The organism is Acidovorax sp. LjRoot66, from assembly GCF_964253305.1.
Lineage (GTDB): Bacteria > Pseudomonadota > Gammaproteobacteria > Burkholderiales > Burkholderiaceae_C > Acidovorax.
In genome coordinates this window covers 6,394,970-6,410,298 of sequence record NZ_CAXUQU020000001.1, presented here as the reverse complement: position 1 = coordinate 6,410,298, position 15,329 = coordinate 6,394,970, and the positions used below count along the sequence as shown (strand labels likewise).

General features: G+C 66.4%; 12 protein-coding genes. 5 read left to right on the top strand and 7 right to left on the bottom strand.

From position 1 onward, the window contains the following. Positions 1-31: 31 nt before the first annotated feature. Positions 32-529 carry an Lrp/AsnC family transcriptional regulator gene (locus ACSQ3Y_RS29995; RefSeq protein ID WP_436179812.1) on the bottom strand — a complete coding sequence of 166 codons (498 nt, stop codon included), beginning with the start codon at positions 527-529 and terminating at the stop codon, positions 32-34. 128 nt (positions 530-657) lie between these two features. Here ACSQ3Y_RS29995 and glmS point away from each other — a divergent pair, with 128 nt between their 5' ends. After that, positions 658-2,565 (top strand): glutamine--fructose-6-phosphate transaminase (isomerizing), encoded by a 1,908-nt coding sequence (glmS, locus tag ACSQ3Y_RS29990; protein WP_436179811.1) that lies wholly within the window; start codon positions 658-660, stop codon positions 2,563-2,565. A 151-nt stretch (positions 2,566-2,716) separates the two neighbouring features. On the opposite strand, the gene ACSQ3Y_RS29985 is transcribed toward glmS, so the two are convergent. Genes ACSQ3Y_RS29985 through ACSQ3Y_RS29970 form a run of 4 tightly spaced genes read right to left on the bottom strand, consistent with a single transcriptional unit; the run spans position 2,717 to position 8,044 of the window. Next, complete coding sequence (locus ACSQ3Y_RS29985) at positions 2,717-4,462, bottom strand: carboxylesterase/lipase family protein (RefSeq protein WP_436179810.1); 1,746 nt, start codon at positions 4,460-4,462, stop codon at positions 2,717-2,719. 4 nt (positions 4,463-4,466) lie between these two features. Further along, positions 4,467-5,486, bottom strand: a complete 1,020-nt coding sequence (locus tag ACSQ3Y_RS29980) for a Bug family tripartite tricarboxylate transporter substrate binding protein (protein WP_436179809.1) — start codon at positions 5,484-5,486, stop codon at positions 4,467-4,469. Between the two features lie 39 nt (positions 5,487-5,525). Next, positions 5,526-6,809 (bottom strand): DUF1254 domain-containing protein, encoded by a 1,284-nt coding sequence (locus ACSQ3Y_RS29975; RefSeq protein ID WP_436179808.1) that lies wholly within the window; start codon positions 6,807-6,809, stop codon positions 5,526-5,528. Next, entirely contained in the window at positions 6,806-8,044 is a 1,239-nt protein-coding gene (locus tag ACSQ3Y_RS29970; protein ID WP_436179807.1) for a CaiB/BaiF CoA transferase family protein, read from the bottom strand. Before ACSQ3Y_RS29970 ends, ACSQ3Y_RS29975 begins: the two co-directional genes overlap by 4 nt. A gap of 80 nt (positions 8,045-8,124) precedes the next feature. On the opposite strand from ACSQ3Y_RS29970, the gene ACSQ3Y_RS29965 reads away from it, so the two are divergent. The 4 genes from ACSQ3Y_RS29965 (at position 8,125) to ACSQ3Y_RS29950 (ending at position 13,694) form a co-directional block, all read left to right on the top strand. Continuing rightward, a complete protein-coding gene (locus ACSQ3Y_RS29965; RefSeq protein ID WP_057269108.1) occupies positions 8,125-9,114 on the top strand; it encodes a LysR family transcriptional regulator in 990 nt (329 codons plus the stop codon). Between the two features lie 608 nt (positions 9,115-9,722). Continuing rightward, a complete protein-coding gene (locus ACSQ3Y_RS29960; protein WP_436179806.1) occupies positions 9,723-11,456 on the top strand; it encodes a diguanylate cyclase in 1,734 nt (577 codons plus the stop codon). A gap of 250 nt (positions 11,457-11,706) precedes the next feature. Continuing rightward, positions 11,707-12,690 (top strand): Bug family tripartite tricarboxylate transporter substrate binding protein, encoded by a 984-nt coding sequence (locus ACSQ3Y_RS29955; RefSeq protein ID WP_436179805.1) that lies wholly within the window; start codon positions 11,707-11,709, stop codon positions 12,688-12,690. 8 nt (positions 12,691-12,698) lie between these two features. Continuing rightward, entirely contained in the window at positions 12,699-13,694 is a 996-nt protein-coding gene (locus tag ACSQ3Y_RS29950; protein WP_057202450.1) for a Bug family tripartite tricarboxylate transporter substrate binding protein, read from the top strand. Between the two features lie 18 nt (positions 13,695-13,712). Here ACSQ3Y_RS29950 and ACSQ3Y_RS29945 read toward each other — a convergent pair whose 3' ends face one another. Both ACSQ3Y_RS29945 and ACSQ3Y_RS29940 read right to left on the bottom strand, forming a co-directional pair. Beyond that, positions 13,713-14,819: an NADH:flavin oxidoreductase gene (locus tag ACSQ3Y_RS29945; protein WP_428003445.1), complete on the bottom strand. Its 1,107-nt coding sequence runs from the start codon at positions 14,817-14,819 to the stop codon at positions 13,713-13,715. Beyond that, positions 14,816-15,214: a RidA family protein gene (locus tag ACSQ3Y_RS29940; protein ID WP_436179804.1), complete on the bottom strand. Its 399-nt coding sequence runs from the start codon at positions 15,212-15,214 to the stop codon at positions 14,816-14,818. The genes ACSQ3Y_RS29945 and ACSQ3Y_RS29940 overlap by 4 nt, the downstream gene beginning before the upstream one ends. Positions 15,215-15,329: the final 115 nt, after the last annotated feature.

Sequence of the window (15,329 nt, the reverse complement as noted above, 5' to 3'; positions counted from 1 at the left end):
CTGGCCCCGTGCCCTGCGGCCGGTGCGGCCGCTACCGCGCCTGCACCGGGATGGCCGTGCTGAACTTGGCGCGTTTGGTGCTGAAGAAGGCCTTCACGTTGCGCACATTGGCGTCGCCCGTGAACAGCTGCTGCGACAGCGCCAGGTAGCCCGGCATGTCGCGCGTGTGCGCTACCAGGATGAAGTCCGGGCCGGGCGACACGCGCCAGCACTGCTGAACGGCCGGGTGCGCCACCGCGCGTGCCTCGAAGGCGTCCAGCGCCTGCGCGTCCTGCCGATCCAGCGACACTTCGACGATGCAGGCCAGGCCATGGCCCTGCACGGCGGCCAGGCGGTCCGGCTGCAGCAGGGCCACCTGCCGCTCGATCAGACCCACGTCGTGCAGCCGCTTGACCCGGCGAAGGCAGGTGGGCGGGGACACATGCACCTGCTCGGCCAGGGCCTGGTTGCTCTGGCTGGCATCAGCCTGCAGCAGGTTCAGCAGCTGCAGATCAGTGTGGTCCAGTGTGATAGGTTCCGAAATTTCCATTGTTTTGGAATTTTATTTCATTCAATGAAATTGATGAAATTTAAGTTCATTTTCATATAAATATCAATCACTAATTCCGATGGGCGCTGCCTACCATTGCGCCACTTATCCAACAGGAGCAGCAATCCATGTGCGGCATCGTCGGCGCGGTCTCCACGCGCAACATCGTTCCCATCCTTGTACAGGGCCTGCAGCGGCTCGAATACCGCGGCTATGACTCGTGTGGCGTGGCCGTGCATGCCTCCAGCCTGGACGCCACGCGCCCGGCCGGTTTGCAGCGCGCTCGCAGCACGGCCCGCGTGGCCGAACTGCTGGAGCAGGTGCAGACCGACCATGTCGATGGTGCCACCGGCATCGCCCACACCCGCTGGGCCACGCACGGCGCGCCTGCGGTGCACAACGCCCACCCCCATTTCAGCCACGGCACGGGCGATGCAGCCGGCACGCCGGGTCGCGTGGCGCTGGTGCACAACGGCATCATCGAGAACCACGAGGAACTGCGCGCCGCCCTGCAGGCCCGCGGCTATGTGTTCGCCAGCCAGACCGATACCGAAGTCATCGCCCACCTGGTGGACAGCCACTACAGCGGCGACCTGTGCGAGGCCGTGCAGGCTGCGGTGGTCCAGCTGCATGGCGCCTACGCCATCGCCGTCATGCACAAGGACGAGCCGCACCGCGTGGTGGGCGCGCGGGCAGGCTCGCCGCTGATCCTGGGCGTGGGTTCGGGCACCGGCAGCTCGGTGGCGGGCGAGCACTTTCTGGCCAGCGACGCCATGGCCCTGGCCGGCGTGACCGACCAGATCGTGTACCTGGAAGAAGGCGACCTGGTGGACCTGCAACTGGGCCGCTACTGGATCATGGGCAAGGGCCGCGAGGCGCTCACCCCTGCGCAGCGCCCGGTGCGCACCGTGCAGGCGCACAGCGGCGCGGCCGAGCTCGGCCCCTACCGCCACTACATGCAAAAGGAAATCTTCGAGCAGCCGCGCGCCATTGCCGACACGCTCGAGGGCCTGGAAGGCATCGTGCCCGAGTTGTTCGACGGGGCCGACGGCACTGCCGCCTGGCGCGTGTTCAAGGAGATCGACAGCGTCCTCATCCTGGCCTGCGGCACCAGCTACTACAGCGGCTGCGCCGCCAAGTACTGGCTCGAAGAGATCGCCGGCATCCCCACCCAGGTGGAAGTGGCCAGCGAGTACCGCTACCGCACCAGCGTGCCCAACCCGCGCAGCCTGGTGGTCACCATCACCCAGTCCGGCGAAACGGCCGACACCCTGGCCGCGCTGCGCCATGCGCAGAGCCTGGGCATGCAGCACACGCTGACCATCTGCAACGTGGCCACCAGCGCCATGGTGCGCGAATGCAAGCTGGCCTACATCACCCGCGCAGGCGTGGAGATCGGCGTGGCCAGCACCAAGGCCTTCACCACGCAGCTGGCCGGGCTGTTTTTGCTCACGCTGGCGCTGGCGCAGTCCAAGGGCCGCCTCACGGCCGAGCAGGAGGCCGCCCACCTCAAGGCCATGCGCCACCTGCCCGTGGCGCTGCAGGCCGTGCTCGCGCTCGAACCCCAGGTCATCAGCTGGTCCGAGGACTTCGCGCGCATGGAGAACGCGCTGTTCCTGGGCCGGGGCCTGCACTACCCCATCGCCCTCGAAGGTGCACTCAAGCTCAAGGAGATCAGCTACATCCACGCTGAGGCCTACCCCGCCGGGGAGCTCAAGCACGGCCCCCTGGCCCTGGTCACCAGCGCCATGCCCGTGGTCACCGTGGCGCCCAACGATGCGCTGCTGGAAAAGCTCAAAAGCAACATGCAGGAAGTGCGCGCCCGCGCCGGCGTGCTCTACGTGCTGGCCGATGCCGACACCCGCATCGAGAGCAGCGAAGGCATTCACGTGATCCGCATGCCCGAGCACTACGGCCCGCTGAGCCCGCTGCTGCACGTGGTGCCGCTGCAGCTCCTGGCCTACCACACGGCCTGTGCGCGCGGCACCGACGTGGACAAGCCACGCAACCTGGCCAAGAGTGTGACAGTGGAGTAACGGCGCGCCTGTCGCGGCCGCCCCCCTGACTACAACAAATAATGTCCGTCGGATGAAAGGACGGTCCGTCCGGCATTTCCTGCATTGTGAAAATCAGCGGAGCTCCTTGTCTCCGAGCGAGGCCATGAAGTCCGTTCGAGAACACCCAGTCTCATTCCACCCCCAACGGGGCCGCTTCGAGGCTTGAATCAAAAACCAGTGAACGGGGCCACGCAGGCCAGGCGGAGCCCAGACTTGGGCTGTTGGGGTCCCCGTCCTGCGCAAAGCTGCCGATACTCTGAATCATCTTTGCCGACAAGTCGAGCCGGCCCGCCTTGTTCGCTCGATTGAACGAGATGTTCGAGTAGAGCGATGGCCCGAAATTGCCGAAGATGAACGGCAGGTCAAAACTGTGTGCCGCGCCATAGACCTTGTCAAAAGGCGGCGGCAGTTCATCCCAGTCAAAGCGGTAGTGCCAAACATCGGGTTGGCGAGATTTGAGCGCATTGAGCACGTCGTCCCGAAATGCAAAGAACCAGTTGCGGTCGAGCTCTGCGATGCGTGCGTTCAGCCCTGTCGTCGGCGCGTCCACCGGCAGGTATTGCGCAGGCACCCAATCCTCGATACGGCTGGCGGGTGGGGCGTCAGGCTGGTAGCCATGCACCCGCTTGAACACCGCGGCGTCGTCGAGCAGGCGGCCGCTGGTGCCGCCAAAGGCTGGCCGAGTTGCCAGCAATGCAGGAAATAGTTTGCTTTCGTCGCGCGTATTCCCCGCCAATACCGGCACCTTGACGTAACGGCCGGCGCGGATTGCAGCGATGGGATCCGCAGGCACGACGTATCCGTCGGGGATCGGGTTGGCAGCCGAAAGTCCCAGCGGTGCAAGCCGCCTGAGCACGGTGGTCAAGATGGCGTCGGGTGATAGCCCGCGTAGGTAGGCAGCCAGCTGCTGGGGCGTGCGCGAAGCAATGTGTGCCTCTGTTGCAGGCCGATCAGCGGCTACACCGTCGGCCAAGAGGGAATGAGTCAGTAAGGCGTTTCCTCGCGTCGCCCACACGCTGCGGGGAAGGATGGTTGCAAAGGAGCCCGGCGGCAGCGTGGCTGCCGATGAAATACCCCCGCTGAGCGCCACCAACCGGTGAAACAAGGGCGTGGGCCTGGAGACCACCATGGGCGAGGTGAGTAGCGCGTACACGTTGACCGCCCCGGCGGACTCACCCATCAACGCGACCCGGCCAGGGTCGCCGCCAAAGCCGCCGATATTGCGCTGGACGAATTCCAGCGACTTCACGATGTCGAGCAGCGCGAAGTTGCCTGAGTCGGTGGCGGCCTCACCCGTCTTCAACGGTGCAAGGTCCAGGAACCCGAAGACGCCAAGCCGGTAGGCGACCGACACCACGACCGAGCCGGTAGCACGTGCCAGCGTGGCACCGTCGTACACCGGGTCCGCGGTGTAGCCGGTGATATTGCTGCCGCCGTGGACCCAAACGATGACGGGCCTCGGGGTCGACGCGGAAGCGGTGGGCGCCCAGATGTTGAGGTAGAGGCAGTCCTCCGAGCCCAATGTCTGGCCCAGCGTGTTGCCGATGGTGGCGTCGTATCGATTGTTCAAGCCCGGCCCATACAGTCGGCCTGTCTGCACGCATGCGTTCGCAAACGACGTCGCCGCACGTGGCTGCGTCCATGCGGGCGGATCCTCAGGTGCTCGCCAGCGGCGCTGCCCCACTGGCGCTGCCGCATAGGGAATACCTTTCCAGCTGTGGACGCCACCGACCGATGCATCTTGGGCGCCGACCACCGGACCAAAGGCAGTGGGTCGCTGTAGGCCCGTGTTCACGGCGGGCGTGTGGGTGCAGGCGTTGAGCGTCAACAGTGCGCCAATGGCGAGAGCCCAGCAAGTCGAGGAGGATTTCATCATGCGCTCAATCAATCTTGATGTTGGCATCACGGATCACACCGGTCCACTTGCGTGTCTGGTCGTCGATGTACGTCGCGAACTTGGCTCCGGGCGCGCCGCTGGCCTCCAGGCCCATGTCGAGCAGCTTCTGTGTAATGGTGGAGTCGTCCAGTGCCCGCAAGATGGCAGCTTGCAGCTTCGCCACCACATCCCCTGGCGTGGCGGCTGGCACCATGAAGCCGTACCACCCGGACGCGACCACCCCCGGAAAGCCCTGTTCGCGAATCGTAGGGGCTGCCGGATATAGCGCACTGCGTTTTTCGGAGGCCACGCCCAGCACCCGCAACTTGCCGGCCGCGATGTGGGGCAGCGCCGTACTGATCGCCGTCAGGGTGGCATCGAGGCGCCCCCCCAATAACTCCGAGTAGGCGACGGAATCCCCTTTCATGTGGACGTTGATGCCCTCAATGCCGGCTTCACGCAAAAGCAGTTCGCCAGCCAGGTGGGGCTGCGACCCCGCGCCAGGCGTGCCAATGTTGATGCCTCCCGGGCGGGTCTTGGCGAACGCGACCAGATCGCGCACGCTCTTTATCTGAGTCTGCGCATTCACGATCAGGAACAAGGGCGCGTGCATGGCCATCGCGATGGGGCGCAGTTGCTCGCGCTGGTAGCTCAGGCCCTTCCCGTAAAGCGCCTCGGCCGTTGCATAGGGCGCCGCCACATAGAGCACGGTGTAGCCATCGGCGGGCGCGCGCGCCACGAACTCGGTCCCCAGCCGAGTGCCCGCCCCAGGCTTGTTTTCGACGACAAACTGCTGGCCCAGGACCTTGGCCAGGTATTCGCCCAGCACTCGGGCCGAGAGGTCACTGGCCCCGCCCGCTGCGTAAGGCGAGATCAACTTGACCGGCCGCGTGGGCCAGTCCGCCTGCGCATGCGCTAGCAGGCCGGTGCCCGACGCCAAGCCGGCGGCCATCGTGGCGAGCACGGTGCGGCGCTGGAGCCGCGTTGATGCAAGGGTGTTCAAAGCCCGATGGTGCAAGGTCATGTCTGTCTCCTGTTGTGGTTGTGTCGAAGGGCGGCCGTGCTACAGACGGCGCAAGGGCGGGTATGGAAACCGGAACTCTCGGTGTCGAAGTCTGGGCTGATAGAGACGAAGGACCAGGAAGAACTCCTCTCCGGGTGGGGCGGGCAACCAGTTGTGCGCCGGGCCCGGGTCCACGGCCTGAATTCGGATGGAAAGGCTTGCGTCCGCACCCCTCAGCAGACCAGGCAGGCGATCGCCAACCGAATAGCGGTGCGCTGGGTTGGCCACCAGCAGGCAGTCGCTTCGCCGGTACAGCGTGAGCGACCAGAAGGCGTCCACCTCCGGCACTGCGCCTGGCTCGAAGTGCAGCTCATAGGCGTGCGACCCGTTGAGCAGCGCGCCATCGGCGTCCACCTCCGCCGTTGGGTACATGGCCTCCTCGATGCCCAGTGCACCGATGAAGTTGCGCGCGACGCGCGCGCGCATCGCCACGTCTGCGCCCCAGTGCGTTCGCACCGCGACGGGCAGCGCCCAGCCACCCCCGAGAGCGTGCGGCTGGGCCTTCTGGCGAAGCTCCTCGTACACCAGTGGCAGTGCGTCCGCAAGAGCTCCCTCATCCACTGGACAACACAGGCTCTCCCCCGTCGGCACCGGGTTGCGGGCCAGGGCCTCGTCGATCGTGGCGCGGTAGAGCGCGGCATCCGGCGCATGCCCCGCGCGGCCATCGAGACCCGTGTCCACCCGAAAGGCGGCCTCCCCGCCGTCCAGCCGGTGCGTGGAGATCCCGCGTTGCAGCGCGGCAGCCTGTTCCAGGTCATCGGGACGATCGTCCACCAGGAGGCGTCCGATCACCCAGACATCCTCGCCCGGCGCGGCGATCACGTTGTCCACGCCGTCGGGCACCGGGCCATGCCAGGCAGGGCCATGCACCAGCGTGCGCTGGCGCCGGTTCCCGGTGGTGCGGCGCCCTACGTAAGCAAACGGGTTGGTCCATGCGTCGAGCAAGCCCAATGTCCAGTAACGCTCACCCATGTCTGGCGTGTCAATGAGCACGGGCCCTCGGGACAGATCCAGCCACGCATTGCTGAAGACGGTGTCGTTGTTGGGACTGACCACTTCGCGGTCTTCCGGCCCGATTCGGCGGTGGGTGTGGGTGAAATGGTTCATCCAGCGCATGTGCGAAGCACGGTTGTCGCTCGCGAAACCCTGAACGGGATGGCGGCGCGCCGTGGTTGCAGCGCGCATGCGCATCATCTCGAACAGCGGCAAAGTCTGCTGCACCGCAGCACGTGCGTTGCCATGCGATGGCGTCTCGGTAGTGGAGAAGGCAGGAGTCATGTTCATGCCACCACCCCGGATTCACGGAATGTGGCAATGTCGTGCGCCGAGTAACCTAACTCGGCGAGCAGTTCCGCACTGTCCGCCCCGCAATCTGGCGCCGCGGCGGGTGTGGGCCGTGGACCGCTGCCCATGCGATACGGCCGTCCCAAGGCCCGATACCCTTCGCCGTCGCTCGACGCGGAGTCCACGAAGATACCGGTAGCCATCACGTCCGCGTTGGTCAGTACATCGCGGTAAGGCCGCACTGCCCCAGCAACAATCTGGTGCTGGCTGAGCATCTGGACGGCCGCGTCGCTGGTGTAGGCCGAGAGGCATTCATCGAGCACGTGACGCAATTCGGCGCGGTGGGCAACGCGTTGCTCGTTGCTGGAGAAGCGCGGGTCTTGGACCAGTTCTTCCCGGTCCAAGGCCCGGCAAAAGCGCTTCCAATGATCCTCAACGTAGGCGGAAAGCACGATGTGGCCATCTCGCGTGGCCACGACCTCGGCTGCGGGCGCGTTGTTGGGCTGACCATGTCCGATGCGGGTGGGCTCTGGCCCGCCACCCAGGTATTCGCACCAGGTGGCCGCCTGAAGATGGAGGGCAGTCTCCAGCAGCGACACCTCCAGCGTCTCGCCCACGCCGCTGCGTTCGCGTCCATAGAGGGCCGCCAGGACGGCCTGGGCCCCCAGGTCCGCTGCAGCAGCATCGATGATCGGCACACCCACCTTTTGCGGCGGGCGATCGGCCTCACCCGTGACGGACATAAGGCCGCTCTCCGCCTGCGCCGCAATGTCGTAACCGGGGCGTTCGCTCGACGGCCCCTCGCTGCCAAAACCCGAGATCGACAGGTAGATAACCCGAGGATAACGAGCATGCACCTGCGTAGGGCCCAGGCCGAGCTTCTCGACTGCGCCCGGGCGCAGGTTTTGCACGACCACGTCGCATTGGGCGATGAGACGCCAAGCAACTTCCCGGCCCGACTCGCTCTTGAGGTCCAGCGCGATGGACCGTTTGCCCCGGTTGTAAGCCCTCACCATGGCCTCGCCATATCTCCCCACATGGCGTGCCTGATCGCCCGTCATCGGCTCGACCTTGATCACCGTGGCCCCCAAATCCGCCAGCGCCATCGCGGCACCGGGGCCTGCAATGTATTGGCCCAGATCAATGACGGAGACCCCGGCCAAGGGCGCTGCGGGTGACGTCGAAGTGTTTTCTCGGGAATAAGTCATGGCCACAACCATAGTCGTGGTCGACATTCCTGAAAAATCCATAATCCTGATTGCGTGATCACTTTGGGTGATCACTATCCATTGGCAGCCATTCGCGGGGGCGCTTCATGTCTTTACCATCCGACTACCTGGTGCGGCGTCTGCGCATGCGCCATCTGGAACTGCTGGTGGCCCTTGTCGATGCGGGCTCAATGCGCGCCGCCGCAACCCATTTGAACTTGAGCCAGCCAGCGCTAAGCAAGATGCTGGGCGAGATCGAAGCGGGATTCGATGCCCGTCTTTTCGAGCGCACAGCGCATGGACTGGTAGCCAACGCTGCGGGAAACGCAGCGATCTACCGTGCCCGGGTCATCCTGGGCGAGCTTTCGCGCAGCAAGGACGAAGTGGATGCGGTGCGAGACGGCGCAGAGGGTTTGCTGCGATTGGGCACCCTCTCCGTGACCGCCACCGTGCCTCAAGCGGTGATCGAACTACGCAGGCGACTACCGCTTGCCAAAGTACAAGTGCACGAAGGCAGGGTCCGCGAGCTGATCCAGCGACTCTTGAACAGCGAGCTCGACTGCGTGTTCGGCGCCGTCACCCCCGAGCTGCTCACCAGCGCACAACTCTCGCTGCTCAAGCCGGAGTTGCTGGTGGCTGACGAACTGTGCGTGCTGTGCGCGCAAGGACACTCTCTGTCGCGCAAGCGCCGATTGACCTGGCGCGATGTTCACTTCCAGCCGTGGGTCGCCCCCCCAAAGGACACGCTGGTTCGACAGGCATTGATGACCGCGTTTCTCAACGCAGGCCTGAAGCCGCCAGAGCCCGCGATTGAAGTGCTCTCGTCTGTCACCCTCGGCAGCGTTTTGCGCCTTGATGAGAACATGCTCGGCGCAGTGCGCTTTGAACAGGCACGAGATGAACTGGCGCGCGGTGGCATCGTTCGTCTGCCCATCACACCGCCGGTGCTGCTTCCGTCGCTAGGTCTTTACACGCGGCAAGCTGCAGAAGGACCTCCCGCGGTCGTGCAGGCTTTTGCAGATGCAATTCGCTCGGTGAGCACCCGTGTCAACATACAGAAACCACCAGGCACGGCCAATAAAAGAAAGTCTGGATGATCCATCGCAGGTATTGCGCGGTCAGCCGTCGCACTTTGGTAACACCGTTCACGGCGGGGTGAAGGCAATCTACACCGCCGCACCGTCCTGGCAGGCTGAAGAAATACCTCCCAGCCAGCCCAGCAGCCCAACCCCGGTAAGCTCACTGGTCCCTCCTAGATAGCTTGACCCTGACCCCCATGCGCGGCGCCAACACCTTCACCGAGAGCCTGTTTCTGTCCGCATGCTCCAAGCTTGGGGCGATTGTCAATTTCCTACACTGCGCGAGTACAGATTCGGCACAACATTTAGGTACACCAGCTGCCGCGGGTACATATAAACATAGGTGATGTCGCAGGCCCACGATTGGTGCTGCCTGTCGCCGCTTGGACTCACAGACAGCGAGCGGTATCACCTTGAGCGGACCGCCGACTATCAACGGGCCCGAATGCACAAGATGCGCCGTTGACACATTTTGTTTTTCGGCGTTACCCGGCCAGTCTTGCGACAAGGCGTTTTGACACATTGTCAAAAGTTCGGCCTGTCTATAGAGATTCCGACATCTTCTATTTATAGGATTCCCAGTACCCCCATCAGCGGCGAGCTGGCCCCGCCGGTGGCAGCCTTCCATGCGGCTTTTTGCAACGCGAATGGCCGGGGCCCGGTCTCTGTGCGATATTCACGGGACCCCGTTCTGGAAACAGCCAACCCCGCAGCACCTGGCGCCACAGACCATGGAACGCACAGACCAACTCCTGGCCGACCTGAAGGAATGCGAAGCCGCAAGTCTCGTGGGTGCCCACGACGTGGGGGTCGAGATGGCGGTGCGTGCCTTGCGAGCCGCCAGGGAGTGCGGGCTGCAGCCCGAAGCCGCATTGGCGGCAGCCTGGCTGGCCGAGCACCAACTGCGCCGGGGCGAGAGCGAAAAGGCGGCCGAGAGCGCCTTTGCCGCCCTGGCGGATGCCGACGCGCTCGGGCTGCATGGGGTCGGGATCAAGCTGCGCAACACCTTGACCCGAGCCTGGTGCCAACTCGGTCGGGCTGATGAAGCGCTGCCCGAGGCAATGCAAGCGCTGGGGCGGGCGCGCACGCTGGGTGCGCCCGGGCAGGTATCGCGCAGCCTCTCCAGCCTGGCTGGCGTGGTGGAGCTGCTGGGCGACCATCCGCATGCGATCACCCTGCTGCACAAGGCGGATGAAGAGGCCCAGCGCGACGGTGACAAGGTGGCGCAATTCGCCGCCGTCGTGAATCTCGCGGGCGCACTGTGCCGGTCCGGGCGCAAGCTCGCCCATCTGCCGGGCCCGCTGGCGCCGACCCCGGCGCAGGCCGAGGATCTGCGCGAGGCCCTGGCCGTGGTGCAGCGGGCGACGGCGCTCGCGCGGGGGCATGTCCGTTGGGAAATGGTCTGCGCCGAGATCGAATGCCTTGCCCTTGAGGCCCTGGGGCGGCTGCAGGAGATGCGCGCCGCAGTCGATCGGCACCGGGCATTCGCCATAGAGGCGAAGGCCCCGGATGCCCGAGCAGAAAACGAACTCCTCAACGCGGACTGGCTATTGGCCAGCGGGCGTGCGGTCGAGGCCTGCGAAGCGCTGGACCACCGGGTGGATGCGGCCGCGGCCCAGAGAAACGAAGGATGCCGCCGGTGGTGGTGGAGATCCAGGTACCGTGCCTTCAAGGCCGCTGGCTCCGATGCGCAGGCACTGGCGGCACTGGAGTCCATGGTGGTCCAGGTGCGCCGCGACCGTGAACTCAGCCTGAACGCCCAGGCGCGCGTGCTGTTGGGCGAGGTGAGGATGGAAATCGCCCAGCAGGAACTCGCGCAATTGCGGCTCGAAGCCGAAGAACTGCGCGAGCGTGCCGATGTGGCGACGCAGAAATCCCTGCTCGACCCGCTCACCGGACTGGCCAACCGGCGGGCACTGGACGCCCGCCTGATGGCCGTTCTGCCGATGCGGCATGGGCAGGCGGAGGGCTTTTCGCTGGCCATCATCGACATTGACCACTTCAAGCAGATCAACGATGGCTGGGGCCACGACGTCGGAGACGCTGTGCTGCGCGAGATCGCCAAGTTGCTGACCAGCGGTGTGAGGGGTGGCGACTTCGTGGCGCGCATTGGCGGCGAGGAGTTCGTCATTCTGCTGTGGGGGCAGGCATTGGCGGATGCCTCCCTGGTGTGCGAACGGCTTAGGCAGCAGGTTCAGGCGCATGACTGGTCCCGGTTCGTGCCGGGGCGGGATGTGACTGTCAGCATGGGGCTGACCTGTGCCCAGCCCCTGGACGATGCGGCCCAACTTCTGCGGCGTGCCGACCAATGGATGTACACGGCCAAGCGCGAAGGGCGCAACCGATTGCAGGGGGAATGAGGTGGGTGGATCCACGCGATCCGCATGCCCAGGCAAGACAGCCCGCGGAGCCCGCTGTTGAACGCTGCAACAGCTGGCCTGCCACACGGCCTGCGCGCGTGCAATCGCAGGGGCGTGCCGGTATTGAAGACAGGCCTATCTGCTAGGCAGCATCTGGCGTAGCGGGCGGGGCATCCGCCGTTCAAAATGGAGACGGAGCCCTTGGGGCCGCCCGCGACACGACAGAACAACGACAACACCAGGAGACCAAATGCGCCTTGCCTTCCCCCTCGCACGCCGATCGGCGCTGGCCCTGCTCACCGTGCTGGCACTGCCCGGCGCCTGGGCCCAGGCGCCGGCCTATCCCGACAGGCCCATCAAGCTGGTGGTGGGCTACCCGGCCGGCGGCGCGGTGGACATCGTCGCGCGCACGGTGGGCCAGGCCATGTCCGTCAGCATGGGCCAGCCCATCGTCATCGAGAACAAGCCCGGCGCCGGCACCAACATCGCGGTGAAGTCCGTGGTCAGCGCGGCGCCTGACGGCTACACGCTGATGCTCGCGGCCAACGCACTGGCGGCCAACATGGCGCTGTACCAGCCGGCGCCGTTCGATGCCGAAAAGGACCTGGTGCTGATCTCGCAGGTGGGCCGGGTGCCTGTGGTCATTGCCGCGAACCCAACGGTGCCGTACAACACCGTGGCACAGCTTATCGCGGCGGCCAAGGCCAAGCCCGATGGCATCGCCTTCGCCAGCCCGGGCAACGGCGCCACGCCGCACATGGCGGTGGAGCTGTTCGCCAAGGCGGCCGGCATTGAACTGCAGCACGTGCCCTACCGCGGCGGCGGACCGGCCATCACCGACACAATCGGCGGCCAGGTGCCGCTGGTCGCAGTCAATGCGCTGGAGGCCCTGCCGCACGTGAAGAGCGGCAAACTCAAGGTGCTGGCCGCGCTGAGCGCCAACCGCACCAGCATCTTCCCGGACGTGCCGACCATTGCCGAGTCCGGCTACCCCGGCTTCGAAGCCTCGGTCTGGTACGGCCTGGTCGCGCCTGCAGGCACACCCAAGGCCATCACCGACAGACTGCATGCCGAAGTGCAGAAGGCACTCGGGCAGCCTGAGGTCAAGGCGCGCATGACCGGCGTGGGCGGCGAGGTCACGCCCGGCAGCAGCGCGCAGTTTGCCGCGCTGGTGCGCTCCGAACGCCAGCGCTACGAAAAGCTGGTCAAGGAAACCGGCATCAAGCCGGATTGAACAAGCCCATGGCTGACTTCCTGCCCCGGCGCCGATTCCTGCCCCTGCTGGGTCTGCCCTTGCTCGCCATGGCGCGGCGTGCGCATGCGGCGGCCGACTTTCCCTCGCGGCCCGTGCGCATCATCGTGCCCTTCACGCCCGGGGGCTCCAGCGACATCCTGGCACGGGCCGTGGGGCTGGAACTGGGTCAGTCGCTGGGTCAGCCTGTCATCGTGGAGAACGTTCCGGGCGCGGGTGGAACCTTGGGCTCCGAGCGTGCCCTGCGCTCGCCGCCCGACGGCCACACCCTCTTCATGGGCCACACCGGCACGCTGGCGGTCAACCCCTGGCTGTACCCGCAGCTCGGCTTCGATCCGCTCAAGGCGTTCGCGCCCGTGGCGCTGGTGGCCCGGGTGCCCAACGTGCTGGTGCTCCACCCCTCGGTGCCGGCCGGCAGCCTGGCCGAGCTGGTGGCTTACTCGCAGTCGCACCCCGACCGGCTGGCCTATGGGTCGGGTGGCAATGGCAGTGCGGCCCACCTGGCGATGGAGCTGCTCAAGCTGCAGACCGGGCTGAAGGCCCTGCACGTGCCCTACAAGGGCACGGCACCCTCGGTGAACGACCTGCTCGCGGGCCAGGTGCAGATGCTGTTCACCGGCGTGCCGGCGTTGCTGCCCCATATCAAGGCCGGCAAGATCCGGCCCGTGGCCGTGTCGGGTCGCCAGCGCCTGTCCCAACTGCCCGAGGTCCCCACGGTCGGGCAGTCCGGTGTGCCGGGCACACAGGGCTTCGAGGCCGACCAGTGGTACGGACTGGTCGCCCCTGCGCGCACGCCGGTCGAGGTGGTGCAGCGGCTCAACGCACGCACCAATGACGCTCTGGGTGCGTCGGCCGTGGCCCAGCGCCTGGGCAGCGAAGGGGCCGAGCCGACACCGGCCACGGCCCCGGCGTTCGGCGCCCTGATCGCCAGGGAAAAGGCCCGCTGGGAAGCCGTGGTCAAGGCCGCCGGGGTGAAGGCCGAGTAGGGCCGCGCAGCCTTTCGATCACCCGGTTGTGTCTGCGGTCTCGCATTCCGCCGCCTTGAGGTCGCCCAGCGGTGACAGCAGTGCCGGATCGAACGCGCGCGGTGCCAGGCCATCGCGCAGGCGCTGCGGCCAGTCGGGGTTGGACAGCGCGCCGCGCCCCAGGGCCACGAGGTTGGCGCCATCGTCCATCGCGCTCGCGGCCCGCGCGGGATCGTGCAGACCGCCGTTGGCGATGAGGGTGACACCCGGCGCATGGCGGCGCGCCAGGTGCACCAGGCTGGCGCCCGCATCGGCGAACGCCGGCCGCCAGGCCTCGAACTCGGTGACGTGCAGGTAGTCCGCGCCCGACTGCGCGAGGGCGCTGAACACGGTGGCCGCACCGGCCTCGGCCTCGGGCCAACGGTGGCTGAAGTCATTGACCTTGCCCTGCGAGATGCGCACCCCGACCGGCGAGGTGGTGCCCAGCTCTTGCTTCACGCCCTGCACCACCTCGCAGGCCAGCCGCACGCGTTGGCCGATGGCGCCGCCCCAGCCATCGCTGCGGGTGTTGGTATGGCCTGTGAGGAACTGGTCGAGCAGGTAGCCATTGGCGCCGTGGACCTCCACGCCGTCGAAGCCGGCCACCTCCACGGCAAGCCGTGCCGCCTGGCGAAAGCCGGCAATGGCCTGGGCGATGTCGGCCCCGGTCATCGCCACCGGCACCGGGTAGGGGCCTTCGCCCCGGTACAGCGCCATCTGCTGCCCCAGCGGGCGCACGGCCGAAGGCCCTGCCGTGTGGCTGCGGAACCGATTGAACTGCGACAGCGCGCCCGCATGCATGAGCTGTGCGAACACGCGCCCGCCCGCCGCGTGGATGGCCTGCACCACGGGGCGCCAGGCCAGGGCCTGCGCGCGGTCGCTCAGCCCCGGCTGGTGGGCATAGCCCTGGGCAAAGGCCTGGTCGGTGTAGATGCCTTCGGTGACCACCAGGCCGAAGCCACCCTCTGCAAAGCGCGCGTAGTAGCGCGCCATGCGCTCCGTGGCCTCGCCCGTTGGTGTTGCGCTGACGCGCGTCATGGGCGCGACCACCAGGCGGTTGGGCAGTTCCAGGCTGCCGATGCGGACGGGCGACAGCACCCGCGTCATGCCTGCGCTCCAGGGAGGGTGGCGATGGCCTCGATCTCGATCATCGCCTCGGGCGAGTACAGGCCCGAGACCTCGACGATGGTGTCGGCCGGGTAGGGCGCGCTGAACCATTGGCGGCGCAGCTCCACGATCTTCGGAAAGTGCGCCATGGAGGTCAGGAAGATCGTGACCTTGGCCACATGGCGCAGGTCCGTGCCGGCGGCCTTGAGAACGCGGTCGAGGTTTTGGAAGGCCTGTTCGGCCTGGGCATCGAAGTCGCCCTTGCCGACGATGGCGCCGTCGTCGCCGATGGCCGCCTGGCCCGAGACGAAGACCAGGTTGCCCAGGGCAATGGCCTGCGACAGCAGGAAGGGGGCATAGGGGTCGGGCTGGGTGTGGACTTGCGTGAGTGGCATGGTGGTTTCCTTGATGGATGAACGGTGTTGTGCCATGTGTCCGGGAGGGCGATGGCATGCTGCCAGTTTCTTCAAGGCAAGGTTGCTTGACAAAGGTTGATTCCTCAGGCGACGG

Bases quoted from the DNA above. Each gene is read 5' to 3' on its own strand.
- glmS (WP_436179811.1), top strand. From the start codon at position 658: ATGTGCGGCATCGTCGGCGCGGTCTCCACGCGCAACATCGTTCCCATC.
- ACSQ3Y_RS29950 (WP_057202450.1), top strand. From the start codon at position 12,699: ATGGCTGACTTCCTGCCCCGGCGCCGATTCCTGCCCCTGCTGGGTCTG.
- ACSQ3Y_RS29985 (WP_436179810.1), bottom strand. From the start codon at position 4,462: ATGATGAAATCCTCCTCGACTTGCTGGGCTCTCGCCATTGGCGCACTG.
- ACSQ3Y_RS29970 (WP_436179807.1), bottom strand. From the start codon at position 8,044: ATGTCGACCACGACTATGGTTGTGGCCATGACTTATTCCCGAGAAAAC.
- ACSQ3Y_RS29960 (WP_436179806.1), top strand. From the start codon at position 9,723: ATGCGGCTTTTTGCAACGCGAATGGCCGGGGCCCGGTCTCTGTGCGAT.
- ACSQ3Y_RS29980 (WP_436179809.1), bottom strand. From the start codon at position 5,486: ATGACCTTGCACCATCGGGCTTTGAACACCCTTGCATCAACGCGGCTC.
- ACSQ3Y_RS29945 (WP_428003445.1), bottom strand. From the start codon at position 14,819: ATGACGCGGGTGCTGTCGCCCGTCCGCATCGGCAGCCTGGAACTGCCC.
- ACSQ3Y_RS29975 (WP_436179808.1), bottom strand. From the start codon at position 6,809: ATGAACATGACTCCTGCCTTCTCCACTACCGAGACGCCATCGCATGGC.
- ACSQ3Y_RS29940 (WP_436179804.1), bottom strand. From the start codon at position 15,214: ATGCCACTCACGCAAGTCCACACCCAGCCCGACCCCTATGCCCCCTTC.
- ACSQ3Y_RS29955 (WP_436179805.1), top strand. From the start codon at position 11,707: ATGCGCCTTGCCTTCCCCCTCGCACGCCGATCGGCGCTGGCCCTGCTC.
- ACSQ3Y_RS29995 (WP_436179812.1), bottom strand. From the start codon at position 529: ATGGAAATTTCGGAACCTATCACACTGGACCACACTGATCTGCAGCTG.
- ACSQ3Y_RS29965 (WP_057269108.1), top strand. From the start codon at position 8,125: ATGTCTTTACCATCCGACTACCTGGTGCGGCGTCTGCGCATGCGCCAT.